We start from the raw sequence: 26980 nt of genomic DNA on the forward strand, positions 1-26980 counted from the left end.
ATTGCAGGTACAGGCGCGCCCCTACAGGCCCAGCACCTTGAACACAAAGGCATACTCCAGCGCCACATCGCGCAGGGCTTGATAGCGCCCGCTCATGCCGCCATGACCGGCGTCCAGTTCGGTCTTGAGCAGTAACAGGTTGTTGTCAGTCTTGGTGACGCGCAGTTTGGCGACCCACTTGGCCGCTTCCCAATACTGCACGCGGCTGTCGTTGTAGCCCGCAATCACCAGCATCGCCGGGTAGGCCTGAGCGCGTACATTTTCGTACGGCGCATAGGCTTTTATCCGGGCATACACCTGTGGCTCTTGCGGATTGCCCCATTCGTCATACTCGGTGACGGTCAGCGGCAGCTCGGGGTCGAGCATGGTGTTCAGTACATCGACGAACGGCACTTCAGCAATCGCCGCCTTGAACAGTTCTGGGCGTTGATTGAGCACGGCGCCAATCAACAGGCCCCCCGCGCTGGCGCCGCTGATCACCAGTTGCCCGGCGTCGGTCAGCCCGTGGGCAATCAAATGTTCGGCGCAGGCGATGAAGTCGCTGAACGTGTGGTGTTTGTGTGCCTGTTTACCGGCGCGATACCAGGCTTCACCCAACTCACCGCCGCCGCGCACATGGGCGATGGCAAAGGCCACGCCGCGGTCGAGCAAGCTGAGGCGCGAGTGCGAAAACCACGGGTCCAGACTTTCGCCATAGGCCCCGTAGCCATACAAATACAAGGGAGTGGGTTGGCCCAGAGCACTGCGCTTGACCACCAGGCTGATCGGCACCTGCGTGCCATCGGGCGCCGTGGCCCATAGACGCTGGCTAACATAATCATCGGCATTGAACGGCCCGAGTACGGGTGTTTCTTTGAGCACCCGTTGTTCGCCGTTGGACAAGGTCAGCTGGCGCACTTGCGCCGGGCGATTCAGCGCTTCGTAGCGCAGACGAATGCAAGGGCTGTCGAACTCAAGACTGTCTTGTACATACAGGCTGTAGGCGGCGTCCGGCAGTTGAACGCGATACGGCGCCAAACCCGCAGGGCGAATCTCGATGATTGGCAGTCCGCCTTCGCGCAGACTCAAGCACAAGGCGTTTGCATTCAGGGTCAGGCCCTCCAGCATCACCTTGTCGTCATGGGCGATCAGCAGCCTCCACTCATTACGGGTCGGCACATCACCTGCGGCGCAGTACAGGGCAAAGTTGATGCCGTCCTGATTGGTGCGAATGAACCAGGTCCAAGTGCCTTGGTAAAGCCCGTGATCGACGCTGTAATCGTGGTCTTCAACCCTGGGTGCCAGGCACGTGAACGGGCCTGTTGGCTGATGCGCATCCAGCACCCAGCTTTCACTGGTGGTTTTGCTGCTGAGCAGCAGGATGAGTTGGCGTTCGGAACTTGAGCGATAGCAATGCAGGAAGAATCGCCCGTCCGGCTCATGAAACACTTCATGAGCCCCCGACTCGCCCAGCGTATGGCGCATCAGTTTGTGCGGGCGGTGAGTGTCATCCAGTTCGGCAAAAAACAGCGTCTGGCTGTCATTGGCCCACGTCATGCTGCCATCACAGTCGTCAAACGGCAGTTCGGTGACCACACCGGTGCTCAGCTCTTTGATGAATAACCGGAAAACTTCTTCGCCGTTGATGTCCAGGCTATACGCGAGGCGCTGATGGTCCGGGCTGATGCTGAACGCACCCAGTGAAATAAAACCGCCGTCGGCCAAGGCGTTCGGGTCGAGCAGCAATTGCTCGGCACGCTCGTCAACCTGCTGGTTGTCATCGGCCGGGCGCGGGCAGCGCAAGTGTCGCGGGTACTCATCACCGGCCACGGTGCGGGTGTAATACAGGAAAGGTCCCCAAGGCGAGGGCAGCGACAAATCAGTTTCGCGAATACGGCCTTTGATCTCTTGAAACAGGGCTTCACGCCGTTCAGCCTGATCGGCCAACTGCGCCTCCTGATAACTGTTTTCCGCTTTCAGATAGTCAAAAACCTCTTTGCTGTCGCGATTTTGTAACCATACATACGGGTCAGGACCCTCTACGGTAGGTGCGATAGGAGCGCTGTTTGCGTGGGCTGATTCGGTCATTAAGTGTTCTCACAAACCTGCATGAAAAGAAGTCGTGCTGACGGCGGTGCAGCCGCCCTTGTCAAAAGCCGTTATCATAGCGCCTCATTGCCTGCCGACCATGGATACCATGACCGAGAACGACTATCTGCTCGCTTGGGGCCTTTACGCCTTTGCCGCTTTGGGCTGCCTGCTCGTGTGGTGCCGCCTGACCCGCTTCATGTGGCGCTGGCTGCGTGAACCCCTGCGTATATTAATGGCCGTGCTGTTGTTCAGCGCGACCATCATTGACCCGGTTAAGGAAAAGTTTGCCCCCGCGATCGCCATCACAGCCCTCGACCTCGCGTTCAAGGTGGGCAATAACGCCTGGCGCGCGGTGTCCGACTTGTTGATGTACGCCATCATCGCGTTTTGCCTGTACGCAGTGTTTGTGTTGATTCGCTGGCCGATCGAGCGCGCCAGCAAAGCGCGGCGTGCTCGGCTGGCTGCAAATGAAGAGGCCCGCAAAAGCGAGCCCGAAGACGATCAACCTTTCGGCGCCGCCGATGATCGCTATGGCCATACGGCTGTACCGCGGCCTGCTGGCTCCTCACGGGTTGAGCCACGGCTGTAAACTTTTTCGTCAAGCCTGAATGCGAGCGTACGAGCGTGTGTGAATTACTGGGCATGAGCGCCAACGTGCCGACCGACATTGTGTTCAGTTTCACCGGCCTGATGCAGCGCGGCGGGCGTACCGGCCCGCACCGCGATGGCTGGGGCATCGCCTTCTATGAAGGGCGTGGCCTGCGGCTGTTCCAGGACCCGGGTGCCAGCTGCGATTCTGAAGTCGCCTTGTTGGTGCAGCGTTATCCGATCAAAAGTGAAGTGGTGATTGGGCATATCCGCCAGGCCAACGTCGGTCAGGTGTGCTTGTCCAATACCCATCCGTTTGTGCGTGAGTTGTGGGGCCGTAACTGGTGCTTTGCGCACAACGGGCAGTTGGCGGACTTCAGCCCGAGCGTCAGTTTTTACCGGCCCATTGGCGACACCGACAGCGAAGCGGCCTTTTGTGATCTGCTCAATCGAGTGCGCGAGGCGTTTCCAGAACCCGTGGACGTCGAAACATTGCTTCCCGTGCTAGTGGCAGCCTGCGCCCAATACCGCACTAAAGGCGTGTTCAATGGCTTGCTGAGCAATGGTGACTGGCTGTTTTGCTACTGCTCGACCAAACTGGCCCACATCACCCGGCGGGCGCCGTTTGGTCCGGCGCGCTTGAAAGATGTCGACGTGATCGTGGACTTTCAGGCCGAAACCACGCCTGCTGACGTGGTGACCGTGATTGCCACCGAACCGTTGACTGAAAACGAAACCTGGACCCGCTACGAACCGGGGCAATGGAGCTTGTGGCGAGGCGGCGAATGCGTCAGCCGCGGTACAACCGAATAAGGAAGGGCGTGTATGTTCCTGAGCTACCTGCGGTTGGTGCTATTTACGTTGGGCCTGTTGCTCGGCGTGCAAGTGCCGGGGTTTATCAATGATTACGCCAATCGTGTAGAGGCTCACCTGATCGAAGCCCAAACCGGGTTGGCAGGCTTTCAAAACACGGCCAATCAGTTTTTCAAGGGTGACCTGCAAGCACTGGTGGCTCATTACCAGGCCAGTGATGACCCGGTATTTCGCAGCGACGCCACCAGCCTGAACACGCTGCTGACCCGTCAGCGCCTGCTGGATAACCAGTTTCAGGCCATGCAAGGCCCGTGGTACATGCGCGCTCTGCAAGTGGCGTATGCCGCAGACCCGGCCATCCGCCAGGAAACCTTCGACGCCTACACCTACCAAGTCTTGCTCTCGCCGCCGGCCATTGGCTGGGCTATGGCGGGCGCGTTGTTGTTTTCCTTCATCATCGAAGGCTTCTTGCGGCTGATCGATTGGGTCGTGCTGGGCGGTAAACGCCAGCGTGAACGCATCGCCCGTCGCGAGCGCAGCTACTGAACCTCTAGGCTGCGATGGCCTGCCCGGCGGCCCCTTCCAAAGGGGCCCATGATGCTCATCGCCGCCAGCGATCAACTTTTCTTATCCCCGCGCCCGGCTTTTATTAGTTGGACGAACGTGTACGCCTGTCGAAAAATGTCCTACCTCTGAACTATAAAAAAACCACAGGAGCATCCGCATGAGCCGCCTGTTATTGAACTGCGATATGGGTGAAAGCTTTGGCAGCTGGACCATGGGCCTGGACGCCGAAGTGATGCCCTTCATTGATTGCGCCAACATTGCCTGCGGTTTTCATGCGGGCGATCCGGGCATCATGCGCAAAACCGTGGCGCTGGCGCTCAAGCATGACGTGCAAATCGGTGCCCATCCGGCGTATCAGGACCTGGCAGGATTTGGTCGGCGTTCTATGGCCTATACCGCGGCAGAGCTGCAAGACCTGTTGCACTACCAGTTGGGCGCGCTCGACGGCATTTGCCGTGCCCAAGGTACGCGTATCCGTTACGTCAAACCGCACGGAGCGATGTACAACGACATGATGGCCTGCCCCGAGCAATTGCGCGCAGTGGTGCACGCTGTGGCGACCTACGATGCCCGCTTGCCGTTGATGCTGATGGCCACCCGCGACAACCGCGAGGCCCAAGCCATCGGCGATGAGTATGGCGTGACGTTATGGTTTGAAGCCTTTGCTGATCGGGCGTACGACAACGCAGGGCGTTTGGTCTCACGGCAATTGCCGGGGGCCGTGCACCACGATGCAGACACCATCGTGCGCCAGGCCCTGACCCTTGCGGCAGGCCAGTCGCTGATTGCCAGTGATGGCAGCGCGCTGTATCTGCACGCCAACACCCTGTGTGTGCATGGCGACAACGCCAGCTCGGTGGCCGCCGTGCAGCGCATACGCAATGCCCTCAACGAGTTACAGGCATGAAGCTGCGTATTGAAGTGGTGGCCATCGACTGCCTGATGCTGCGCCTGTTCGATGACATTGCCGAAGCCAACATGCCGTGGATGCTGGCCGCCACTGAGCGCGTACGCAGCGTGTTTGCCGGGCAGTTGATTGATGTGGTGCCGTCCTACACCACCTTGATGGTGCACTACGATGGGCTGGCGCTCAGCCCGGTGCAGGCCCGGGAGCTGATTGCCCACGCACTGACCGACCTGCAACCGGACACCCGGCGTCAAGGCCAGTGCCATGTGGTGCCGGTGTGGTACGACCTGAGTGTCGGGCCTGAGCTGGCATTGCTTGCCCAACGTACTGGCTGGTCGCACAACGAAGTCATCCGTTGCCACAGCGAGCACGAGTACCAGGTATTCGCCCTGGGGTTCGCGCCGGGCTTTGCGTTTATGGGGTTGGTGGACGAGGCGTTAGCCGCACCGCGTCTGTCGACCCCGCGCAAACGGGTGGCGGCGGGCAGCGTGGGCATTGCCGAGCGCCAGACAGCCGCCTATCCGGCGCAATCTCCCGGTGGCTGGAACCTTATCGGGCGTACTCCCAGCGCCTTGTTTGACCGCGAGCGCGAAGGCTACAGCCTGATGCAACCCGGTGATCGCGTGCAGTTTGCGCCCATCAGCCATGCCGAGTTCATCAACTTGGGTGGCGATGACACCCCGCAGGAGGCACTGGCATGAGCCGTTTATTGATACAAGCCAGCACTGCGTTGTGCCAGTTGCAGGACGCAGGACGTTTTGGTGTCAGGCATTTGGGTGTGACCCAGGGCGGTGCGGCTGATTGGCGGTCGATGGCAGTGGCCAACGGGTTGCTGGGCAATGACCTCGATGCCCCGGTGATTGAGATCACCCTGGGCGGGCTCACCCTGATTGCGCAGGCCGATTGCACCTTGGCACTGGCGGGCGCTGACCTTGGCGCGACCGTGGAGGGTCAGGCACTTCAACCCTGGCGCAGTTTCACTCTGCATCAGGGGCAGACGTTGAAATTTGCTCAGCCCCTCAAGGGTGCACGGGCGTATCTGGCTGCACCGGGGGGCTTCACTGCGCCGCAAGTGCTGGGCAGTTGCGCCACCGTGGTGCGAGAAGCGCTGGGCGGGCCTGACGGTTTTGGCCATGCCTTGGTCAAAGGAGGCGAGTTGAGTTACAGCGGCGCCGTGCCTGCGTTGCGCGAGCTGAGCCGCGCGCTGATCCCCGAATTTGCCGCCCGGCCAGTACTGGATGTGATCCTGGGCGCACAAATCGGTGCGTTCAGTGGGCAAAGCACCTTCGATGCGTTCAACCTTCCGTGGACGGTAGACAGCCGTGCTGATCGCATGGGCATTCGCCTGTTAGGCCCGACGCTGGAGTATCAGGGGGCGCCGATGATTTCGGAAGGTATCCCGTTGGGGGCGGTTCAAGTGCCGCCCGATGGTCAGCCGATAGTGCTGCTCAATGACCGACAGACCATTGGCGGGTATCCGCGGCTGGGGGCGTTGACACCCTTGGCGCTGGCGCGGCTGGCGCAGTGTTTGCCGGGGGAGGCAGTGCAATTGCGGCCCACCACACAGCAGGCCGCGCAGCGTCAGCAGGTGGAGTTTATGCAGCGCCTTAAAAGCCCCTCACCCTAACCCTCTCCCAAAGGGAGAGGGGACTGACTGCATGCGGTCTCAAGAGCACTGCACCCTCCCGCAGGGAGAGGGTTGGGGTGAGGGCCTGCGAATCAACGCGATTACTTGGCCAAAAACCGCATGCCTTGTTCCAGCCCGTCCAGGGTCAACGGATACATGCGGTCTTCAATCAAGTCGCGCACGATGCGGGTTGACGCGGTGTAGTTCCACGTATCTTTGGGATACGGATTGATCCAGATGAGTTTTTTGTATTTCTCCATAAAACGCTGCATCCACAGGAAGCCCGGTTCTTCGTTCCAGTGCTCGACACTGCCACCTGCGTGGGTGATTTCGTACGGACCCATGGCCGCGTCGCCGATAAAAATCACTTTGTAATCGGCACCGTATTTGTGCAGTACATCCTGTGTGGCAATACGCTCAACCTGACGGCGCTGGTTGTTTTTCCACACCGATTCATAAATGAAGTTATGGAAGTAGTAATACTCCAGGTGTTTGAACTCGGTCTTGCAGGCCGAGAACAACTCCTCGCAAATCTTGACGTGTGAATCCATCGAGCCGCCAATGTCGAACAACAGCAGCAACTTGATGGTGTTACGCCGCTCAGGGCGCATCTGGATATTGAGCAGGCCAGCATCACGTGCGGTGTGGTCGATGGTGCCGTCAATGTCCAGCTCTTCGGCCGCGCCCTGGCGTGCGAACTTACGCAAGCGCCGTAGCGCAACCTTGATATTGCGTGTACCCAATTCGACCTGGTCGTCGAGGTTTTTGTACTCGCGTTGCTCCCAGACCTTGGCCGCTTTGCCCTGACGCGCTCCGGCATCGCCCACACGGATGCCTTCGGGGTGGTAGCCGCCCGAACCAAACGGGCTGGTGCCGCCGGTGCCGATCCATTTATTGCCACCGGCATGGCGTTCCTTTTGCTCTTCCAGACGCTGTTTGAACGCCTCGATCAGTTTGTCCAGGCCACCCAGTGACTGGATCTGCGCGCGCTCTTCGTCACTGAGCGAGCGTTCGAACTCTTTGCGCAGCCACTCGTCCGGGATCAGTGCCTCAAGGTGTTCGTTGAGGTTTTGCAGCCCGTTGAAATAAGCCCCGAACGCACGGTCGAACTTGTCGTAATGACGCTCGTCCTTGACCAGGATCGTGCGCGCCAAAAAGTAAAACTCGTCCATGTCGGCGAAGGTCACACGGTGTTTAAGCGCGTTGATCAAGTCCAGCAGCTCGCGCACCGACACCGGCACTTTGGCCGCGCGCATTTCATTGAACAGATTCAGCAACATGCTTGGCGCCTTCTGCAAAAATCAGCGATTGCCACGACGGCTCATGAACGCCAGGCGCTCAAGCAATTGCACGTCTTGCTCATTTTTAACCAGCGCACCGGCCAATGGCGGGATGGCCTTGGTCGGGTCGCGCTCGCGCAGCACGGCTTCGCCAATGTTGTCGGCCATCAGCAGTTTGAGCCAGTCAACCAGCTCGGAGGTCGACGGTTTCTTCTTCAGCCCCGGCACCTTGCGCACATCGAAGAACACGTCCAGCGCTTCGCTGACCAACTCTTTCTTGATATCAGGAAAGTGCACGTCGACAATTTTTTGCAAGGTGTTACGGTCCGGGAAGCTGATGTAATGGAAGAAGCAACGACGCAGGAAGGCGTCCGGCAGCTCCTTTTCGTTGTTTGACGTAATGATGATGATCGGGCGCACTTTGGCTTTGATCGTTTCGTCCGTCTCGTAAACGTAGAACTCCATCTTGTCGAGTTCTTGCAGCAAGTCGTTGGGAAACTCGATGTCGGCTTTGTCGATTTCGTCGATCAGCAAAATGACCCGTTCTTCGGCTTCGAAAGCCTCCCACAACTTGCCCTTCTTCAGGTAATTGCGCACATCGTGCACCTTGTCGACACCCAGCTGCGAGTCGCGCAGGCGGCTGACCGCGTCGTACTCGTACAAACCCTGATGGGCCTTGGTGGTGGACTTGATGTGCCAGGTGATCAGCTTGCAGCCAAAAGATTCGGCCAGTTGCTCGGCCAACATGGTTTTGCCAGTGCCGGGTTCGCCCTTGACTAGCAGCGGGCGCTCCAGGGTGATTGCCGCGTTGACCGCCAGTTTCAGGTCGTCAGTGGCCACGTAGGCGCGGGTACCTTCAAACTTCATGTGTCATTCCTCAAACCAGAACCCCGACCTGAGCAGGGCAGGGCGGGCGACTAAAAAAGTAGGGCCGACTATAGCGCGACACCCGCGCTGCGTGAACGCAGACGCCCCATTCAGTCTCTGACTCGTTGGTACACTTTCAAACTGTCGAGTCGTCGGCAGGCCAGGTAGAATAAGGCTTGCAGCGGTTCGGTCGTGTGACACATGGCGGTGTATTCAGCGCTTGTATGTGCCCCGCGACACCACCACATGACCGTACCACGTGCCCCGGAGAATTCTGAATGTCCTATTTGTCCCGCCGTGAGGGGCGTTATCACTACCGCCGCCGCTTCCCGCTACCAGTTGCCGAACTGCTGGGCCGCTCTGAATACCGCAAAGCCCTAGGCACCGCGGACCGCGCAGAAGCCCTGCGCCTTGCCCGGCAGGTGTCAGTAGAGTTTGACCGCATCTGTAGCGAAGCCCTGGCGCCTGTGGCGAACGATCCAGTCGAGCGCAGGGCGTCGGTCCCGGTTGATCCCCGCGCCGTCCTGGCAAGCCTACAGGCCGTGGTCGAGCGGGTAACACTCCGTGCGGTTACAGACATGGCGCCAGGGGCGAAGCTGGTAACGAGGAACTGGCAGACCGAACTGGATTGGCAGAAGCGAGCGTACACGATGGCGGCGCAGGGGATGCCGCCGCCAGGGATGGAAGCCGTTCACCCACTCGAATCCATGGCTGCTGTGCGGGCGCTGGAAGCCCTGGAGCGCGGTGAACCGCCAACCCTTGGCGCTGGCATTCCTGGCCCGGTGGAAGCGCCTGTGGAGTCGGTCAGCCAGCAGGGCGATAGACGTACCGCCCAGCAGTTCGCCGTAGCCCTGGACGGGTATTGCGAGCGTGTCAGCGCAGGCCGTGTGGGGATCATGCGCAAGCTCTGCAATGACGTTCTAAGCTGGCCCAGCACCCCGGCGCAGCAGGTGCAACGGATCATGGCCTATGCCGAGGGCAAGCTGGCTGGCGGTGGCAAGGCGTCATCAGTCCACACCCAGGCGGCAGGGCTGATAACGATATTGCGGGAGGTGCCAGGATGGGACAGGATCAGCCTACCAAAGCAGGGCGCAGTAGCCAGGGCCATCCGTGCAGGTGGTGCGCTCCAGAAGAACGCCCGCGACCCTATGCCGTTGGCCGTGGTGGCCCAGGTGCAATCCGCCCTGGACGCCCGTGGTGATGCCGTAGACGCGGCAGCAATGCGTCTGCTTGTCCGGTACGGTGTGCGGCCCCTGGAGTTGTTGAGCGAAGGCCCAGCGGCATTGACCATGCGGGAGGACATCGTGGGCAACAGGGAACAGGTATTCCAGGCTGGCCTATCTGGTGCCAAGAACGCAGCCAGTCGTAGGGATTTGCCTGTGGCTGCGGAGGACGTTCCTCTATTCAATCTGGTGCTATCAGGCTTTGGTGATGGCAGCACAGCGGAGAGAGGAAGACAGCGCGTTACGCGGTTGAGTCGTGCGGTTAGTGCGGCCTTGCTCAAGATACCAAACCTCAAGGGACAGCTCAGTCTTTACAGCGCACGGCACACGGCGGCGGATTTGCTCAGGGCAGCAGGGGCGAGTGAGGCAGAGGTGGGCGGTATCCTTGGACACACCCAGGCCGGGAACAAACACACTGGCGTTTATGGTGGAACGGCTCCACTCACACGACAGCGGGAACTGCTGGCCGGAGTCCGCGAAAGGCTCGACAAGCAAAATACCCCACAAGCCGATTAGGCAAGCGGGGTAGGGTTTAGTACGTGGTCACAGCAGATTTGCCGAAGTCGCGCAGGCGACGTTCCTCAACAGTCATGCCGCCGTTCTCCACAGTGCCCGTGAAGGCATGGTCTACGCCACCCAGGCGAACGTCGATCTTCGATTGCAGCGCGGCCAGCGCTTTGCTATCAGCAGCCACCAGGGCAGTGTGCGGTAGCAGGCCCGAGGCATTCGATTGAACAGCCTCGCGGTACACCACGACGCCGTCAGTATCAGCACGCAGGACAATGGAGCCAAAGCGCAGCCCCGCGTCCTGCATGGATGCGCCTTCGATAGCGTCCGGGAAGTAGCTGTACAAAGCCATTGCAGCAGCCAGCTCAACGTCGCCCAGGTCCAGGGACAAGGCGTCGATCTTGGCAGCTTTGAGGATCATCAGACCACGGCCAGCAGCCATAACGGGCACACCAGCTTGAGCGGATGCGTTCAGTTTCTCGCGAACGTGCAGGTCGATACCCAGCGCCGCCATGGTCTTGTTAGGCGCGGCAGCGGCATCAGCCATTACGTCAGCGCCTACGACCTTCGATACCGACAGGACGGCGGTGATGTCAGAGAACCATTCGGCCACTTTGGTCGACAGAGCATCGGTGTTCGCGTTGGCCGCTCGGGTGTATCGAGTCACGGTGTCGAGGTGCTGGTTACGATCTTGCTCAAAGTCGAACAGCTGGGGGAGGTCACTGAAGGCGAAGCCACGGTTGCTCATGGTGGTCAGCACAGACATGAACTCATGCTCGACATCATCGCGGCTGGTCTTCTTGGAGTCAGCACGTTCATCAGATGTGAACAGCTCGGTCATCGTGGTGATGCCTTTGCGCAGCTCTTGCAGGTTGGCCGGGGCAGTCGGGTACTTGGTGGCTGGTACTTCGACCAGATTAAAGGGGACGGCAGCCTTGAGCGCATCGAACAATGCGATGGCGTTAGCGGATTTGCGGGCAACAGCGAATTTACGAGTCATGGAATTTCTCTCTATATAAGAAGGGATTGTTTGGGGCCGGTTGGCTAAGGGACTTTGATGCCGCTGGAAGTGGGGACCACGTCCGTGTCAGTGCGGAAGTTGAGGAAGCCGGAAGCCGGTGTGCTGTCCAGGGACTGCATTGAGGCGCTGGTGGCTAGCGCGGCCAGTCGGCCCAGTCGGGCATCGTCCGTGGCCTTCGCGGCCTTTGCCTGCATGTCGGCATAGATGCGGTCGACGTTGAGCTGTGAGGTGCTGCGGTCGTCGATCACAAGCCGTACTCCGCCAACAGGTCTTCTTTGGTCGGGGCAGCCTTGGGGCGGGCGGCACGTTCGGCAGTCTTGGCATGAAATCCAGCGACCAGCTCGGCGGTCTCTTTGTCCTTGTCGTCGTCATCGACGTGGCGCATCGTCTCCAGCAGTTTCAGCAACGAGACGTTGGCGCTTACCTGGGCGGCATCGACAGGCACGTCGTTCTCAGCGCACCACTCCAACTTTTTGCGGGAAGCGGCCAGGGTTTCAGCCAGCAGCGCCAGCCCCTCGGCGTGGACATCCAGGGGCTTCCGTTTGCGGCGGCGCGTGGTTGGTGCCACGGTTGGTTCGGTCATAACAGTTTCTCAATCTCGGTAAGTTCGCGGATCGTCGACGCCCAGGTAGCAGGGCATGCCACTTCGAAGCGGTTGATATGCGGAGCGCCAACCAACGGGGCGGCTGTAAGGCCAGCGGTCAGGAAATAATTCATTACCGTGTAGGTCTGAGCTGGCGCACCGACGCTGATGCGCTTATGCACACTGCCGACAGTGACGGGCTCCCCAGCCGCTAACATCGACTGGATAACCTGCATGCAGCGGATTCTATGGAGAGGCGGTCGGCCTCGTTGCTTGAATAAGCCGACATGTTTTTCGTTACGTGTGTAGTGCTTCACTGGATGATTCCGTGCAGGGTTGGCTCTCCCGCGAGTGCAGGAAGGTCAAAGTTCATTCGGATAAGTGGCGCTAATTTAGGCCGGGAGTGCAGCGTTAATCAGTCCCGCAAACGGCCACGGGCCTTGCGCCCTGTGAGGTCTTGTGAGGCTCTCTCAGCCACGTTCAACCCACGCCGCTGGCCTAGGGTGGTGGCGTCTCGGTAACGCCGGTCATCGCGTAGGGCGAGCCGCTGGCCTGCCGCCCCACCATCACCTCCATTAGCAAGGGCGACGGCAGCCCGGTAAAGGACTCCAGGCTCAGCATCCAGGCGGCGCCCAGGCTCAAGATCATCCACGGCGTGGCCCTCGGCCTGGGGCAGCTCGCACGCAGTCAGCAGCTCATTCAATGTCAGATTCATGGTGTTCTCGTTGGTTAGGCGGCGACAGCCAATCGGCTCGCTGCTGGTGGCAGGTGGTCAACACTGACAAAGGCGTCGTCGCCCATGTCGGCACGGAGCTGTGCCAGCTCGGTCGAGCTACTCGTGTGCTGCTCCACTGCAATGAGGTTCATCCCGCAACGGGCAGCAGCGCGGGCACGCTCAAGCACTCGGGATTGTTCCAAGTGAGGCAATGCAATACGCAGTGCTTGGAAGTAACGCTTTGCGGATGAGGTATCTAGGCCACTGGCATCCATGATGCTGCGCACACTGAATACTTCCAGGTCTTCCAACAGGTCGAACATGGTGGTTATGGATAGGGGGCGAGTGCTGCCCAGGTTATCTGCGCCAGCTACGCCACACATAATGTCGTCGGTCCAGTACATCCCCATGTCGTTGCGGTTGATATACCCGAACAGGGTGTTGGCAACTTCCAGTGCGGCAGGACCACGGGCACCGGCACCACGGGATATGGATTGTTTAACTACCATCGGTTTGATCTTCCCTGATTGTTTGGTTATGAGCGCATCCGCGTTGCGGTGCAAGTGGCGATTGAAGTCGGCCAGCTTGCGACTCAGGTTGTACGTCTTGGCGAGTTTCGCAGGTGTCAGGTCTTCCAGTAGGTTCAGGGGTTCAGGGGTCAACATGCTCTGTCCGGGCATGGCCCGGAGGCGTGTCAACTTGGTGGTCATGAGTGTGCAAATCCCTTGCAAATTTATTGATAAAAAGTCTGCCAAGTGCCCGGAATCATTGGTCCGAAACTGGCCCACTATATATAAGGAGGAACGACGCAATATCCATCCGCACGGGTGGCCTGTGCTTCGCTCGCGAGTACAACGACTCAGCCCTGGAGTTCCAGGTGCAGGTAATGAAGTCGACGCTCTGCCTCAGTGGCTGATCGCAGGTCATCGGCTGGCAGAACCACAAGCCGCTGGTGATGGGCAATCGTCCCGAGGCAGTACTGTCGAATGTGTTGCTGGAATGGTTGACCTCGGGTGACGAGGCAGGCTTCGCGCTCCAGCTCCAGAAGCACACGGTGAACCGAGGGGCGTGTAAGCGCAGAGTTTTGCTTGAGGATCATGCCGACCGGGACGAATCCGTGCGTGCTGTTAAGTGTCCTTAACGCCTGCACGACAGCCATCTTGGCCCGTGGCTTGGCACCGTTGTCGCCGTGATAGCGCTTGTATTTCTCCTGGCGATGCCAGGTTGGATCAGTCCCGAAGGTCGGTCTGGTCATGGTAAATCTCCAGGATGAGATAGCTAATCTCAAGATGCACAGAAACCCCGCATAGCCTTGTGGGCTGCGGGTTCTACGGATCATTGGGTTGCTTGTCGAGAGGATTAAGGCAGCTCAGGCAGCGCCTCACGGGCTCACAGCGTGGTTGCTGGAGCGTGTATCAGGAGTGGGGATTTGCGGCCGGGTGCGCTTGAGTCTGCGCTAGCCTTCAATGCCGAGGGGTTGGATCAATGACGGGTTGCCCTGATGAATCTCAGGTGTCCAGCGGGACCAATTGAATTCCCGTGCGTTCTTACCGGAGTATGTGACATTTAAAAAGTAATGCCCAAACGCCATTTGCCACTGCTCGGGAGGCATTGCACCTCCCATGCGTAGGCTTAGGCTGCCACTTTACAAGCGCGTTTCACCGACGCAGTGCTGATGCCGAACTGCTCGGCAGTAGCCTTGATGCTCGCGTTGTTAGCCTTGCGCCATGCCACCACATCACCGTCCACGATAGTCTTCTCACGACCCAGGGCTTTGCCTTCTGCCTTAGCGCGTTCAATGCCTACCATCTGGCGCGCCTTGATGTTGGACCGCTCCAGCTCCGCTACAGCCGCCAGCATGGTCAGCATAGCCTTACCGATAGCCGTGGACAGGTCGAAGCCTTCGCGCTTACTGATGATAGCTACGCCCTTGGCAGACAGGTACTCAACCGTGGTCAACACGTCTACGGTATCGCGGCCTAGGCGGTCCACGGCAGCCACCACCAGCGTATCCCCACTGCGCAGGAAGTCAGCCATTGCTTTGAAGCCAGGGCGCTCCAGTGCCTTCACAGCACCGCTAACGCCTGCATCCTCAAACCAATGCTCAATGTTGTGCGTACTGCCAAGGCTGTGACGCTGTGCCTCAACGCTTTGGTCTGTGGTACTGACGCGGATGTAACCGATGGTCGCCATGTTGCTTCTCCGGGTGGATCAGAATGTATGGCTCACATCATGTCAATGGCTCAATGGGTTGTCAACACCTATGAGCCATCTATCTGCACCATGCCCTCGACTGGATCACAAGGTGTACTCAATGATCTATCTGCCGCCGCTAATGCTGCCAGCTTCGATCATTCTCTACGCGGGATGCGCGTTGTGCGCGCCTCTGTAGGAAGACAATCCCCCTGGCGATTGGTGCTGCTGGCTGGCGTGGGGAGGGCCTACGGGGGAAGATGACGTGATGGGATCAGAGAGACCCTTCCAAATGAATAAGCCAAATTTAGGCCGCTAGTCTTTTCTTATCGGCGAATTAGATTAATAGGTGAGTTATGGGTGAGAAGAAGAAACGTAGACAGCATCACGTATGGCAGGGTTACTTAAAGTCTTGGCTTGTCGACGATAAAATAGCTTGTATGACGGGCGATAAAATCTTTAGAGGGTCTACGCTGAATATTGCCGTTGATCGTGATTTTTATGCAATAAAAAAGCTTAATAAGCTAGATGTGCTTTTGCTTGAAAAGCTCATTGAGGACACAAGAAGCGATCCCGCTAAAAGAACACATCGAGGCTTTATCCAAAAATTTATGATACCCGAAGCGTTAGAAGGATTGAACGCGGAGGCTGATGCGTTAATTGATGTATATCGTACTAATGTTCTTGAGGATCACTATGCAAATATTGAGCGTTCATTTATTCCTTTGCTTGCTCGCGCCTTGAAGGGAGATGTTGGTTTTTATCTTGATGATAAGGAGTGCATAATTTTTATACATTATCTTTGCTCGCAACACATGCGGACGAAGGCGATACAAACGAAGATAGTTGAAAAGAGCTATAAGGGCATAGGCTTAGATTTTTCTAGGATATGGCCTATTATGGCCCATATGTACGCTATTAATATTGGTGGCCCTGTTTATGTAGAGCGTAGGCGCCGCAAGCTAGTGTTGCTAAAAAATCATACCGGTATGCCTTTCATTACAGGGGATCAACCTGTAGTGAACTTGCTGTCAGTTTCCGATGAGCCACCAACGGAGTTGGCATTCTATTATCCCATATCCCCCAATCTTGCGTTGTTGATAAATGAGGTCGATGGAGATATTCCTTTAACCTCTGACGGTTTAACGGTAGAGCAAGTCTGCGGGCTCAACGCAAAAATACTTGCAGCGAGCCATTCCCAAACCTTCGGGTGCTCAGATGTTGCACTTATGGCGGCAAAGACTGCGAACGCTTGGCAGCCCCAACCCGTACCAATTTAATTGGATAGTGCGCAGTTGGCTGCTGGTTTAGCCCATGCGAATGGGGCACACGATCCGGCCACACGTATGTGTCATTGGAGCGGTTCACCGCTGAGAGCCCCGGTTTACGAGGCTTTCAGCGATATCCCTTGTCCAGTCTCTGAATGGGGCGTCACGCCATGACTGGACGCATACGAACACGGAGCCTACCCTTGGAGCCTTTCCCAAAACGTGCATAAAGGACCCGTCATGAGCCGCATTTTTGCAGATAACGCGCAGTCCATCGGTAACACGCCTCTGGTGCAGATCAACAGCATTGCACCGCGCGGCGTGACCATTCTGGCCAAGATCGAGGGGCGTAACCCAGGGTATTCGGTCAAATGCCGGATCGGCGCCAACATGATCTGGGACGCCGAAAGCCGTGGTGTGCTCAAACCGGGCATGACCATCATCGAGCCAACGTCGGGCAATACCGGCATTGGCCTGGCCTTTGTCGCGGCTGCACGCGGCTATAAGCTGACGCTGACCATGCCCTCGTCCATGAGCCTGGAACGGCGCAAAGTGCTCAAGGCACTCGGCGCGGAGCTGGTGCTCACCGAACCTGCCAAGGGCATGAAAGGCGCCATCGACAAAGCGGCCGACATTCAGGCCAGCGATCCTGAGCGCTACTTTATGCCGCAACAGTTTGAAAACCCGGCCAACCCCGCCATCCACGAGAAAACCACCGGTCCGGAAATCTGGAATGACACCGATGGCCGCGTCGATGTGCTGGTCTCAGGTGTGGGCACGGGCGGCACCATTACTGGCATTTCGCGCTATATCAAGCACACATTGGGCCAGCCACTGCTGTCGGTGGCGGTCGAACCCATGACCTCGCCGGTGATCACGCAAGCCTTGGCGGGTGAAGAGATCAAGCCCTCACCGCACAAGATTCAGGGCATTGGCGCCGGTTTTGTGCCCAAAAACCTCGACTTGTCCATCGTCGATAAAGTCGAGCTGGTCAGCGATGACGAATCCAAAGCAATGGCCCTGCGCTTGATGCACGAAGAAGGCATTCTGTGCGGGATCTCGTGCGGCGCAGCGATGGCGGCGGCGGTGCGTCTGGCCGAAACCCCGGAGATGCAAGGCAAAACCATCGTCGTGATATTGCCGGACTCGGGCGAGCGCTACCTGTCGAGCTTTCTGTTCAGCGACGTGTTCAGCGAGCAGGAACTGGAGCAGTAAACCTGGCGTTATCTCGTCATCGCTGTCGAAGGCTGCGAAGGGACCTGTGAAGCCATCCCATGCACGGTTTGCTTGGCAGCCCTTCGCAGCGACCAGGGAGGTTGCCTGACCCATATCAAGCGTTTACACCCCGGCTTATGCTAATTAATACGTTGTTACGTAATCCTTAATGCTGAATGTTGGATCACGCGGGTTTTGTCCGGCGCCGGTAGTGTTTATCATGCGCGGCTGCCACATCGGACCATCGGTGCCGCACGGTTTTTTCGAGGAGTTGTTGCATGACCTTATCCTTCGCCATCAAGGCAGGGCTGATACTGCTGTTTGTCGCCAGCATCCTTTACGTGCATTTGCGCGGCAAAGCGCGCTTGCCGGTGCTGCGTCAGTTCGTCAACCACTCCGCATTCTTTGCGCCGTACAACGCGCTGATGTACCTGTTTTCGGGCGTGCCGTCCAAGCCTTACCTGGACCGCAGCAAGTTCCCTGAGCTGGATGTGCTCAAAGACAACTGGCAAGCCATCCGTGAAGAAGCCATGCACTTGTTCGACGAGGGTTATATTCGCGCCGCCGAGAAGAACAACGATGCCGGTTTCGGTTCCTTCTTCAAAAAAGGCTGGAAGCGTTTTTACCTCAAGTGGTACGACAAACCGCTGCCATCGGCCGAATTGCTGTGCCCTAAAACGGTAGAACTGGTCAACAGCATCCCCAACGTCAAAGGCGCGATGTTCGCCCTGTTGCCGGGTGGCAGCCACCTCAACCCGCACCGCGACCCGTTTGCCGGTTCCTTGCGTTACCACTTGGGCCTGTCGACACCGAACTCCGATGCCTGCCGCATTTTTGTCGACGGTGAAGAGTACGCCTGGCGCGATGGTGAAGACGTGATGTTTGACGAAACCTATGTGCATTGGGTGAAGAACGAAACCGACGTCACCCGCGTGATCCTGTTCTGTGACGTTGAGCGCCCGCTGACCAGCCGCCTCATGACCTCGATCAACCGCTGGGTCAGCGCGCAATTGGGTAAAGCCACTGCGCCGCAAAACCTGGACGACGAACGCGTGGGCGGTATCAACAAAGCCTATGCGTGGAGCAAAACCTTCAGCGACCGCTTCAGTGGCGTGGTCAAGCAGTGGAAGCGCCGCAATCCCAAGCTGTACCGCATCATGCGCCCGGTACTGGCGGTGATTGTGCTGCTGTTGTTGTGGCGTTGGTTGTTCGGCTAAGTCGTTGCAATTTGTATCGGGCGCTGGTTATAGTCGGCGCTCGATATCCTTCTTGAAAAAGATCAGCCCATGCCGGTTTTCCTTTCCCACCGCGTTGTCGACTCAGCAGTGTCTGCTGGGGCAGTGCCGTGCGCGAGCAAACAGCCTGAGCAGATCAGTCACTATCCTCCTCCTGTCAGCCGCACTGTGGTGTACGTCGTCGTATCGCCACCGGGTGTGGTGGCGGGCTGAACCGAGCGTTCAGCTGGCCGTACCCGTCTGAAAAACCCATGAACTTCAGCTTTGGCTGAGTTGGCTTTTTTGCCTGATGACAGGTGTGACTCATGTTTTCGATCTCTAAAGAATCTGCCTTTGCAGCGGCCTCCACGAGCCTGTTTGTGTTGCTGTGGAGCAGCGGCGCGATCTTCTCTAAATGGGGCTTGGCCCACGCGTCGCCGTTTGCCTTTCTGCTGATTCGTTTTGCCATCGCGCTGCTGGCATTGGGGCTGCTGATCCCCTTACTGAAAATCAAACAGCCTCGTAGTGCGCAGGCCGTGCGGTATGCCTTGGCCACAGGCGCGGTGCTGCTCGGCGCCTATCAGATTTTTTACCTGTTGGCGCTGGACCTTAATGTCACCCCGGGGGTGATGGCCACGGTGATGGGCGTGCAACCGATACTGACTGCCGTGATCGTGGAGCGGCGTCACTCCTGGAGCCGTCTGCTGGGGCTGTTTATGGGCTTGGCGGGGTTGGTGCTGGTGGTGTATCAGGGGCTGGGGCTGGCGGGTATGTCGTGGCAAGGCATGCTCTTTGCCGTGCTGGCATTGCTGAGCATGACCGTGGGCACGCTGATGCAAAAACGCATCACTGACAACCCGCTGGGCACTTTGCCCTTGCAATATGCCGCCGGGTTGCTGGTGTGCGCCGTGTTTGTGCCGTTTCAACCGTTTCATTTTGAACACAGCGCAGGCTTTGTCGTACCGGTGTTATGGATGGGGTTGGTGGTCTCCGTGCTGGCGACCTTGCTGCTGTACCGGATGATTGCCCGGGGCAATCTGGTCAATGTCACCAGCCTGTTTTACCTGGTGCCTGCGGTGACAGCAGTCATGGATTACATGATTTTCGGCAATAAGCTGGCAGCGTTGAGCCTGCTGGGCATGGCCATGATCATCATCGGTTTGATGTTCGTGTTCCGTAAATCCCGCCCATAAGTGACAAGGCGCGAGCGTGCTCGCGCCTTGCATCAGGCTTTGGCGATGGCCCCTGGCTTGAGCACCAGCCATAACGCCAGGGCAATCAGTACGCCGCCATAAATGTGCGCCATCGACAACGGCTCATCCAGAAACAATGCGCCCCATAACACGCCAAACGGCGGGATCATAAAGGTCACGGTCATGGATTTGACCGGGCCAATGCTGGTCAGTAAACGGAAGTACAGAATGTAGGCAAAAGCTGTGCACAACAGGCCAAGCCCCAGCAGCGAGAGCCACACACTGATACCGCCCCAACTGGCGGGTGGTTGGTTGATCAGGCTGATGCCAAACAGCGGTAGCAGGAACAGCGTAGCGCCGAGCATGCTGCCCAGCGCAGAAAGACGCGGATCAAGCCCGCCTTGCTGATCCAGCCAGCGACGCGCCAAAAAGCCTGCGAAGCCGTAGCACGTGGTGGCCAGCAAGCAGGCGAGGGCACCCATCAGCAAATCCATATCAAACGCCACCGGCCCCGCACGGGTCAGCACCCCGACCCCGAGCAAGCCCAGAAACACCCCGGCCATTTTGGTCAGGGTGAGTTTTTCGCTAAAAAACAGCCCGCCAATCAACACACCCATCAGCGGTGTGGTGGCATTGAAAATGGCCGAATAACCCGCCGGCAATACTTGAGCGGCCACCGAGTAGAGCGTGGCCGGTATCCCGGAGTTAATCACCCCCAGGATCAATACCACCTTGAACTTGCCGCCGAAGTTCCAGCGGACCCGCATCAACGCCAGTATCACCAGCAGCCCCGTCGCTGCGATGGAGACACGAAAGAACGCCGTAGGGATGGAGCCGAGGACCGGCGCGATGATTCGCATAAACAAAAAGCTGGCGCCCCAAATGCCTGCCAGCGACAGCATGCGCGCGATATCGACAAGTCTCACGGTTGTTTCCTTACAAGGTTTGAGCGGGGCAGTGTAGGGGATGCAGCGCGCAAGGCAATGGTTGCGTCTGGTTACAATTGGCCACTAAGCTCAGGCGCATAACAACATAATCAACGCTGTGCGTACCGAGGTTCACCCATGCCCCAGTCCTGGCCTGCTGCTGCCATTGCAAAGATGATTCTGGAAGGTTTTGACGACTACCGGGAACACTTCCTTCGGATCACCGACGGTGCGCGCACCCGTTTTGAAGGCGCGTTGTGGCAAGACGCGCAGGCGGCCTCAGCGGCGCGCATCAACCTCTACGAACAAAAGGTCAGTGAAGTCAGCCAGCGGTTGCAGTCGACGTATGCCGGGCAAGGCTTGTTTGAGGCCCGCCATTGGCCGCTCGTTAAAGGCGCTTACATCCGCCTGATTGACCTGCGCTTTGACGATGAGTTGGCCGAGACCTGGTACAACTCGACCTTTTGCAGCCTGTTCAGTCATGACCTGATCAGCGATGACTGCATGTTCATTCACACCACGCGCCCGGCCTTGCGCCAGGCGCGGGCCGCGCAAACCCGCCTCTATCGCCCGGCCGGGCAATTAAGCGACACCCTCGCGCAGATCTTTACCGACTACGCCTTCAGGGAGGCCTACGCCGACTTGCCGGGTGACCTGCGACGACTGGAAGCCGAACTGCGCGACAACCTGCCCGACTGGGTGTGCAAAGACCCGGAACTGGCCATCGAGTTGTTTGGTTCGGTGTTGTATCGCAACAAGGGCGCGTACCTGGTGGGGCGGCTGTACACCCACGATGAGCAGTGGCCGCTGGTGATCCCGTTTTTGCACCGCGAAGGCCAGGGCATTCAGATTGATGCCTTGATCACCGACGAGGCACAGGTGTCGATCATTTTCTCGTTTACCCGCTCCTACTTCATGGTCGATGTGCCGGTGCCTGCGGAGTTTATCGGCTTTCTCAAACGCATCCTGCCCGGTAAGCACATTGCCGAACTTTACACCTCGATCGGTTTTTACAAACACGGTAAATCCGAGTTCTACCGTGCCCTGATCAATCACCTGGCCACCACCGATGACCGCTTTGTCATGGCCCCCGGTGTGCGCGGCATGGTCATGACCGTATTCACCCTGCCGGGCTTCAATACGGTATTCAAACTGATCAAAGACCGCTTTTCGCCGTCGAAAAATGTCAGCCGGGCCACGGTGATTGAGAAATACCGGCTGGTGAAAAGTGTCGACCGGGTCGGGCGTATGGCCGATACCCAGGAGTTCGCCGATTTTCGCTTTCCGCTGAGCAAGTTCGAACCTGAGTGCCTGGCCGAACTGCTGGCGGTTGCGCCTTCAACCGTGGTGCTCGACGACGACAGCGTACTGATTCGTCACTGCTGGACCGAGCGGCGCATGACCCCGCTCAACCTCTACCTGGAAAACGCCAGTGCGGCGCAAACGCGTGAAGCCCTTGATGACTATGGGCTGGCGATCAAGCAACTGGCCGCGGCCAATATTTTTCCCGGTGACATGCTGTTGAAAAACTTCGGCGTCACCCGCCACGGCCGCGTGGTGTTCTACGACTACGACGAAATCTGCTTTTTGACCGAAGCCAACTTTCGCCACATCCCGCAGCCGCGCACCCCGGAAGACGAGATGGCCAGCGAACCGTGGTACTCGATTGGCCCGCTGGACGTGTTCCCGGAAGAATTCCCGCCCTTCCTGTTTGCCGACGCCGGTCAGCGCCGCTTGTTCGATGAGCTGCACGGTGAAATCTACGACGCCGATTACTGGAAAAGCCTGCAAGCGGCTATTGCCGAGGGCAAGGTGATTGATGTGTTTCCTTATCGGCGCCGAGGTTAGTCAGTGTTGAATATTTAGGTCTTGAGCTTTTCGAGCTTCACACCTGTTATATCGTTGTGCTCTCAATGAGTGAGGTGTGAGTGTATGTCGATTAAAAATGAAAACCCGTCTGCCGCTCAAATGCCGTATTAGAGCCGATAAGTGGTCGTCATCTTGCACCCGGTCATCTGTCGACTGCGCCTCATCAACGGCCGAGTGGCCACAGATTCGTGCAACAGCCCCCAAATCTGCGACAATCCGCCCCCTGCCTTTACCAAGACTTTTGCGCACCTGATGACTGACGAATCGCCTGCTATCGACACGCTGCTGAAACACCTCGATCACGCCATGATTGCCGACCGCCATAAGCTGCGTCGGCAGTTGCATGAGCTGCGCAAAAAACCGGACGACGCCAAGCTGGCGGCCTGGGTGGCGCGGGTTGAGGCGTCGTGCGCGCAGGTGACGGCGCGGGCCGCCAGTGTGCCGCTGATTCGCTATGACGAAAACTTGCCCATTGCCGCCAAGCGCGATGAGATCAAGGCCGCGCTGCTCAAGCATCAGGTGCTGATTCTGGCGGGTGAGACCGGTTCGGGTAAAACCACTCAGTTGCCGAAAATCTGCCTCGAAATCGGTCGTGGTCAGCATGGCCTGATTGGTCACACACAGCCGCGGCGCATTGCAGCGCGCAGCGTGGCCAGCCGCGTAGCAGAAGAGTTGGGTACACCGCTGGGCGCACTGGTCGGCTATCAAGTGCGGTTCGAGGATCAAAGCGATTCCAATACCTTGGTCAAGCTGATGACCGACGGTATTTTGCTGGCCGAAACCCAGCACGACCGTTACCTGGAACGCTACGACACGATCATCGTCGACGAAGCACACGAACGCAGCCTGAACATCGACTTTTTGCTGGGTTATCTGAAAATCCTGCTGCCGCGTCGCCCCGACCTGAAAGTCATCATCACCTCGGCCACCATCGACCTTGAGCGCTTCTCCAAGCATTTCAACGATGCGCCGATTGTCGAGGTCTCGGGCCGAACGTACCCGGTAGACACCTGGTACCGCCCGCTGACCAGCGAGCAGGACGAGGAGGGCAACAGTGTCGAAGAAGACTTGAGCGTCGATCAGGCGATCATTGCCACGCTGGATGAGATTGCCGCGCACGAACGCCATGAGCGCAAAAGCCCTGGCGATGTACTGGTGTTTTTGCCCGGTGAGCGTGAGATCCGCGATGCCGCCGACATGCTGCGCAAGGCACAACTCAAGCACACCGAAATCCTGCCTTTATATGCGCGACTGTCCCCGGCCGAGCAGCAGCGAATTTTTCAGTCGCACCCTGGGCGGCGCGTGGTGCTGGCAACCAACGTTGCGGAAACCTCGCTCACGGTGCCGGGTATCCGCTATGTGATCGACAGCGGCACGGCGCGCATCAGTCGTTACAGCTATCGCGCCAAAGTGCAGCGCCTGCCGATCGAAGCCATTTCACAGGCCAGCGCCAATCAGCGTAAAGGTCGTTGCGGCCGGGTTGAGCCGGGTATTTGCGTGCGCTTGTACGCCGAAGAAGACTTCAACGCACGGCCCGAATTTACCGACCCCGAGATTCTGCGCACCAACCTGGCGGCCGTGATCCTGCAAATGCTGCATTTGCGGCTGGGCGAGATCACCGCGTTCCCGTTCATCGAGCCACCGGACGGCAAGGCCATCACCGATGGTTTCAATCTGTTGCAAGAGCTGTCGGCGGTTAACCGCGAGAACCAGCTGACCCCGTTGGGCCGACAACTGGCGCGCTTGCCGGTCGACCCGCGCATGGGCCGCATGTTGCTCGAAGCGGCCAAACTGGGCAGCTTGCAGGAAGTGTTGATCGTGGCCAGTGCGATGTCGGTGCAAGACCCGCGTGAACGTCCACCCGAGCGCCAGCAAGCGGCCGATCAGGCCCATGCGCAATGGAAAGACGTGGACTCGGACTTCGCTGCGCTGATCAACGTATGGCGCGGCTTTGAAGAGCAGCGTCAGGCACTGACCGCCAGCCCGCTGCGCAACTGGTGCCGCAAGAACTTCTTGAACTACCTGCGCCTGCGCGAATGGCGTGATTCCCATCGTCAGCTGAGCCTGATCTGCCGCGACCTGCAACTGACGGTCAATAAAGAGCCGGCAGATTATCCGAAGCTGCACAAAGCGGTGTTGTCCGGCTTGCTCAGCCAGATCGGACAAAAGACCGAAGACGGTGATTATCTGGGCGCGCGCCAGCGCAGGTTCTGGATTCACCCCTCATCCGGGCTGGGCAAAAAGCGCCCGCAATGGCTGATGACCGCCGAGCTGGTAGAAACCACCAAACTCTATGCGCGCATGGTGGCCAAGATCGAGCCGGACTGGATCGAGCCGCTGGCGGGGCATCTGGTGAAAAAGAACTTCTTCGAGCCGCATTGGGAGAAAAAGCGCGGGCAAGTGGTGGCTTACGAGCAAATCACCTTGTTCGGGCTGATTGTGGTCGGGCGCCGTGCCGTGCATTACGGGCCGATCGACCCGGTGATGTCACGCGAGTTGTTCATCCGCGAAGGGTTGGTGCGCGGCGAGATTCTGTCGCGAGCCAAGTGCCTGACCGCCAACGCTCAACTGCTGGAGCAACTCGACGAATTGGAGGCCAAGGCCCGTCGTCGGGACATCCTGGCAGACGAAGAAACCCTGTATGCGTTTTACGATGCGCGCTTACCGGCCGAGATTCATCAGACCGCAACGTTTGACAGCTGGTACCGGGTCAACAGCCAGAAAGACCCGCAACTGCTGATCATGCGCGAAGAAGACGTGCTGGCCCGCGAAGCCACCGAAATCACTGCCCGGCATTACCCTGACACCTTGCATCTGGGGGATTTGACCCTGGCGTTGAGCTATCACTTTGAACCCAATCACCCGCGCGATGGCGTGACCGTCAAAGTGCCCGCGCCGTTGCTTCCGGTGTTACCGCCGGAGCGTCTGGAATGGCTGGTGCCCGGCATGATCGAGGCCAAGTGCATCGCCTTGGTGCGCAGTTTGCCCAAAGCGTTGCGCAAAAACTTTGTCCCGGTGCCGGACTTCGTCAAAGCCGCTCTGGAGCGGATGGCGTTTGCGCAGGGGTCGTTGCCGCAAACCTTGGGTCGCGAATTGTTGCGCATGACCGGTGCACGGGTCAGTGACGAGGCGTGGACAGAGGCCGCGCAGCAAGTCGAAAACCACCTGAAGATGAACATCGAAGTGGTGGACGCTGATGGCAAATTCCTCGGAGAAGGCCGTGATCTGGCTGAACTGACGGCACGCTTTGCGCAGGCCAGTCAGGCGGCGCTGGCAGTGCCGCAAACGGCCAAAAACCAGCAGCCGGTTGAAGCCAAAGTGTTTGCCCCGGTGGCCGAGAAAACCCAACAAAAGATCGCCGGGCTGTCGATGACGGTGTACCCGGCGTTGGTGGAAGAGGGCAACACGGTCAAGGAAGGGCGCTTTTCGACGCCGGCTGAGGCCGAATATCAGCACCGCCGCGCTTTACAACGTTTGCTGATGCAGCAACTGGCCGAGCCGGCCAAGTTCCTGCGCGGCAAGTTGCCGGGGCTGACCGAGTTGGGGTTGCTGTACCGCGAGCTGGGCCGGGTCGAAAGCCTGGTAGAAGACATTCTGCTGGCCAGTCTCGACAGCTGCATCCTTGAAGGCGAGGCGGTGTTGCCGCGCGATGGCGCCGGGCTGGCTTCGTTGGCCGAGCGCAAACGCGCAGGCTGGACTGAGCACGCCGAGAAACTGGCCAAACTGACGCTGGACATTCTCAAGCTGTGGCACGGCCTGCAAAAGCGCTTCAAGGGCAAGATTGATCTGGCGCAAGCAGTGGCCTTGAATGACATCAAGCAGCAACTGAGCCACTTGGTGTACCCAGGCTTTGTGCGCGAGACGCCGGCGGTGTGGCTCAAGGAGTTGCCGCGGTATTTGAAGGCGATTGAGTTACGACTGGAAAAACTGCCGGGTCAGGTGCAGAAAGACCGGGTGTGGAGCGTTGAATTGAGTGGGTTATGGGCGCAGTACCAGGCGCGCGCCTCCAAGCATGCCCAGGAAGGCAAGCGCGACCCGCAATTGGAACTGTACCGCTGGTGGCTGGAGGAGTACCGCGTGTCGTTGTTCGGTCAGCAGTTGGGCACCAAAGTGCCGATTTCTGACAAGCGCTTGAGCAAGCAATGGAGTGGGGTTGAGGCCTGACCCTCACCCCACCCCTCTCCCGGCGGGAGAGGGCCAGGGTGAGGGGGTTGTTGCTCACATAACGCCAAATGTTGCCTTTTATGGCAAACTTCGCGGCTATAAAGTCCAGACACAAATTTGATCCAAGGCATTTACCCCTCATGTGCTGGGGTAAGTCTTTTTATGACTTG

General features: G+C 58.5%; 25 protein-coding genes. 13 read left to right on the plus strand and 12 right to left on the minus strand.

What is annotated here, in order from left to right:
• Positions 1-21: 21 nt before the first annotated feature.
• The gene (locus tag GYN01_RS21705) at positions 22-2067 is read right to left on the minus strand and encodes a S9 family peptidase (RefSeq protein ID WP_203307765.1); all 2046 of its coding nucleotides are present in this window, start codon (positions 2065-2067) and stop codon (positions 22-24) included.
• 100 nt (positions 2068-2167) lie between these two features.
• Here GYN01_RS21705 and GYN01_RS21710 point away from each other — a divergent pair, with 100 nt between their 5' ends.
• The 6 genes from GYN01_RS21710 (at position 2168) to GYN01_RS21735 (ending at position 6572) form a co-directional block, all read left to right on the plus strand.
• Positions 2168-2659 (plus strand): hypothetical protein, encoded by a 492-nt coding sequence (locus GYN01_RS21710; protein ID WP_048366392.1) that lies wholly within the window; start codon positions 2168-2170, stop codon positions 2657-2659.
• A gap of 35 nt (positions 2660-2694) precedes the next feature.
• The gene (locus GYN01_RS21715) at positions 2695-3471 is read left to right on the plus strand and encodes a class II glutamine amidotransferase (RefSeq protein WP_048366364.1); all 777 of its coding nucleotides are present in this window, start codon (positions 2695-2697) and stop codon (positions 3469-3471) included.
• Between the two features lie 12 nt (positions 3472-3483).
• Entirely contained in the window at positions 3484-4017 is a 534-nt protein-coding gene (locus GYN01_RS21720) for a DUF2937 family protein (protein ID WP_203307766.1), read from the plus strand.
• Between the two features lie 178 nt (positions 4018-4195).
• The gene (locus GYN01_RS21725; RefSeq protein WP_203307767.1) at positions 4196-4945 is read left to right on the plus strand and encodes a 5-oxoprolinase subunit PxpA; all 750 of its coding nucleotides are present in this window, start codon (positions 4196-4198) and stop codon (positions 4943-4945) included.
• Positions 4942-5646, plus strand: coding sequence for a 5-oxoprolinase subunit PxpB (gene pxpB, locus GYN01_RS21730; RefSeq protein WP_203307768.1), 705 nt, complete (start codon positions 4942-4944; stop codon positions 5644-5646). Before GYN01_RS21725 ends, pxpB begins: the two co-directional genes overlap by 4 nt.
• Positions 5643-6572, plus strand: coding sequence for a 5-oxoprolinase subunit C family protein (locus GYN01_RS21735; RefSeq protein ID WP_048402533.1), 930 nt, complete (start codon positions 5643-5645; stop codon positions 6570-6572). The genes pxpB and GYN01_RS21735 overlap by 4 nt, the downstream gene beginning before the upstream one ends.
• A 101-nt stretch (positions 6573-6673) precedes the next feature.
• On the opposite strand, the gene GYN01_RS21740 is transcribed toward GYN01_RS21735, so the two are convergent.
• Both GYN01_RS21740 and GYN01_RS21745 read right to left on the minus strand, forming a co-directional pair.
• Positions 6674-7852 carry a vWA domain-containing protein gene (locus GYN01_RS21740; RefSeq protein WP_048402534.1) on the minus strand — a complete coding sequence of 393 codons (1179 nt, stop codon included), beginning with the start codon at positions 7850-7852 and terminating at the stop codon, positions 6674-6676.
• Positions 7853-7873: 21 nt separating this feature from the next.
• Positions 7874-8719 carry an AAA family ATPase gene (locus GYN01_RS21745; RefSeq protein ID WP_047276083.1) on the minus strand — a complete coding sequence of 282 codons (846 nt, stop codon included), beginning with the start codon at positions 8717-8719 and terminating at the stop codon, positions 7874-7876.
• Positions 8720-8997: 278 nt separating this feature from the next.
• Between GYN01_RS21745 and GYN01_RS21750 the strand changes: the two genes are divergently transcribed.
• Complete coding sequence (locus GYN01_RS21750; protein WP_203307769.1) at positions 8998-10458, plus strand: DUF6538 domain-containing protein; 1461 nt, start codon at positions 8998-9000, stop codon at positions 10456-10458.
• 16 nt (positions 10459-10474) lie between these two features.
• On the opposite strand, the gene GYN01_RS21755 is transcribed toward GYN01_RS21750, so the two are convergent.
• From GYN01_RS21755 to GYN01_RS21790, 8 genes are all read right to left on the minus strand, one after another.
• Complete coding sequence (locus GYN01_RS21755; RefSeq protein WP_203307770.1) at positions 10475-11449, minus strand: hypothetical protein; 975 nt, start codon at positions 11447-11449, stop codon at positions 10475-10477.
• Between the two features lie 44 nt (positions 11450-11493).
• Positions 11494-11718, minus strand: coding sequence for a hypothetical protein (locus GYN01_RS21760; protein ID WP_203307771.1), 225 nt, complete (start codon positions 11716-11718; stop codon positions 11494-11496).
• On the minus strand, positions 11715-12053 hold the full coding sequence (locus GYN01_RS21765; RefSeq protein WP_203307772.1) for a hypothetical protein: 339 nt from the start codon (positions 12051-12053) through the stop codon (positions 11715-11717). The genes GYN01_RS21760 and GYN01_RS21765 overlap by 4 nt, the downstream gene beginning before the upstream one ends.
• Positions 12050-12289: a hypothetical protein gene (locus GYN01_RS21770; protein ID WP_203307773.1), complete on the minus strand. Its 240-nt coding sequence runs from the start codon at positions 12287-12289 to the stop codon at positions 12050-12052. Before GYN01_RS21770 ends, GYN01_RS21765 begins: the two co-directional genes overlap by 4 nt.
• Before the next feature lie 179 nt (positions 12290-12468).
• The gene (locus GYN01_RS21775) at positions 12469-12768 is read right to left on the minus strand and encodes a hypothetical protein (RefSeq protein WP_203307774.1); all 300 of its coding nucleotides are present in this window, start codon (positions 12766-12768) and stop codon (positions 12469-12471) included.
• Between the two features lie 14 nt (positions 12769-12782).
• A complete protein-coding gene (locus GYN01_RS21780; RefSeq protein WP_203307775.1) occupies positions 12783-13433 on the minus strand; it encodes a hypothetical protein in 651 nt (216 codons plus the stop codon).
• Between the two features lie 194 nt (positions 13434-13627).
• Complete coding sequence (locus GYN01_RS21785; RefSeq protein WP_203307776.1) at positions 13628-14023, minus strand: hypothetical protein; 396 nt, start codon at positions 14021-14023, stop codon at positions 13628-13630.
• A gap of 377 nt (positions 14024-14400) precedes the next feature.
• A complete protein-coding gene (locus GYN01_RS21790) occupies positions 14401-14961 on the minus strand; it encodes a recombinase family protein (protein WP_203307777.1) in 561 nt (186 codons plus the stop codon).
• A 356-nt stretch (positions 14962-15317) separates the two neighbouring features.
• Here GYN01_RS21790 and GYN01_RS21795 point away from each other — a divergent pair, with 356 nt between their 5' ends.
• The 4 genes from GYN01_RS21795 (at position 15318) to GYN01_RS21810 (ending at position 19851) form a co-directional block, all read left to right on the plus strand.
• Positions 15318-16241 carry a DUF4238 domain-containing protein gene (locus tag GYN01_RS21795; RefSeq protein WP_203307778.1) on the plus strand — a complete coding sequence of 308 codons (924 nt, stop codon included), beginning with the start codon at positions 15318-15320 and terminating at the stop codon, positions 16239-16241.
• A 228-nt stretch (positions 16242-16469) separates the two neighbouring features.
• Positions 16470-17444 (plus strand): cysteine synthase A, encoded by a 975-nt coding sequence (gene cysK / locus GYN01_RS21800; RefSeq protein WP_203307779.1) that lies wholly within the window; start codon positions 16470-16472, stop codon positions 17442-17444.
• A 278-nt stretch (positions 17445-17722) separates the two neighbouring features.
• Positions 17723-18661 carry an aspartyl/asparaginyl beta-hydroxylase domain-containing protein gene (locus GYN01_RS21805; RefSeq protein ID WP_203307780.1) on the plus strand — a complete coding sequence of 313 codons (939 nt, stop codon included), beginning with the start codon at positions 17723-17725 and terminating at the stop codon, positions 18659-18661.
• 323 nt (positions 18662-18984) lie between these two features.
• Positions 18985-19851 carry a DMT family transporter gene (locus GYN01_RS21810; RefSeq protein WP_048402537.1) on the plus strand — a complete coding sequence of 289 codons (867 nt, stop codon included), beginning with the start codon at positions 18985-18987 and terminating at the stop codon, positions 19849-19851.
• 32 nt (positions 19852-19883) lie between these two features.
• Here the strand turns inward: GYN01_RS21810 and GYN01_RS21815 are convergent, their stop codons facing one another.
• Positions 19884-20777 (minus strand): DMT family transporter, encoded by an 894-nt coding sequence (locus tag GYN01_RS21815; protein WP_048366354.1) that lies wholly within the window; start codon positions 20775-20777, stop codon positions 19884-19886.
• A gap of 138 nt (positions 20778-20915) precedes the next feature.
• Here GYN01_RS21815 and aceK point away from each other — a divergent pair, with 138 nt between their 5' ends.
• Positions 20916-22625: a bifunctional isocitrate dehydrogenase kinase/phosphatase gene (aceK, locus tag GYN01_RS21820; protein ID WP_203307781.1), complete on the plus strand. Its 1710-nt coding sequence runs from the start codon at positions 20916-20918 to the stop codon at positions 22623-22625.
• Positions 22626-22898: 273 nt separating this feature from the next.
• The gene (gene hrpA, locus GYN01_RS21825) at positions 22899-26810 is read left to right on the plus strand and encodes an ATP-dependent RNA helicase HrpA (RefSeq protein WP_203307782.1); all 3912 of its coding nucleotides are present in this window, start codon (positions 22899-22901) and stop codon (positions 26808-26810) included.
• The last annotated feature ends 170 nt before the right edge of the window (positions 26811-26980 follow it).

The sequence above is a fragment of the Pseudomonas weihenstephanensis genome (genome assembly GCF_016812185.1).
Lineage (GTDB): Bacteria > Pseudomonadota > Gammaproteobacteria > Pseudomonadales > Pseudomonadaceae > Aquipseudomonas > Aquipseudomonas weihenstephanensis.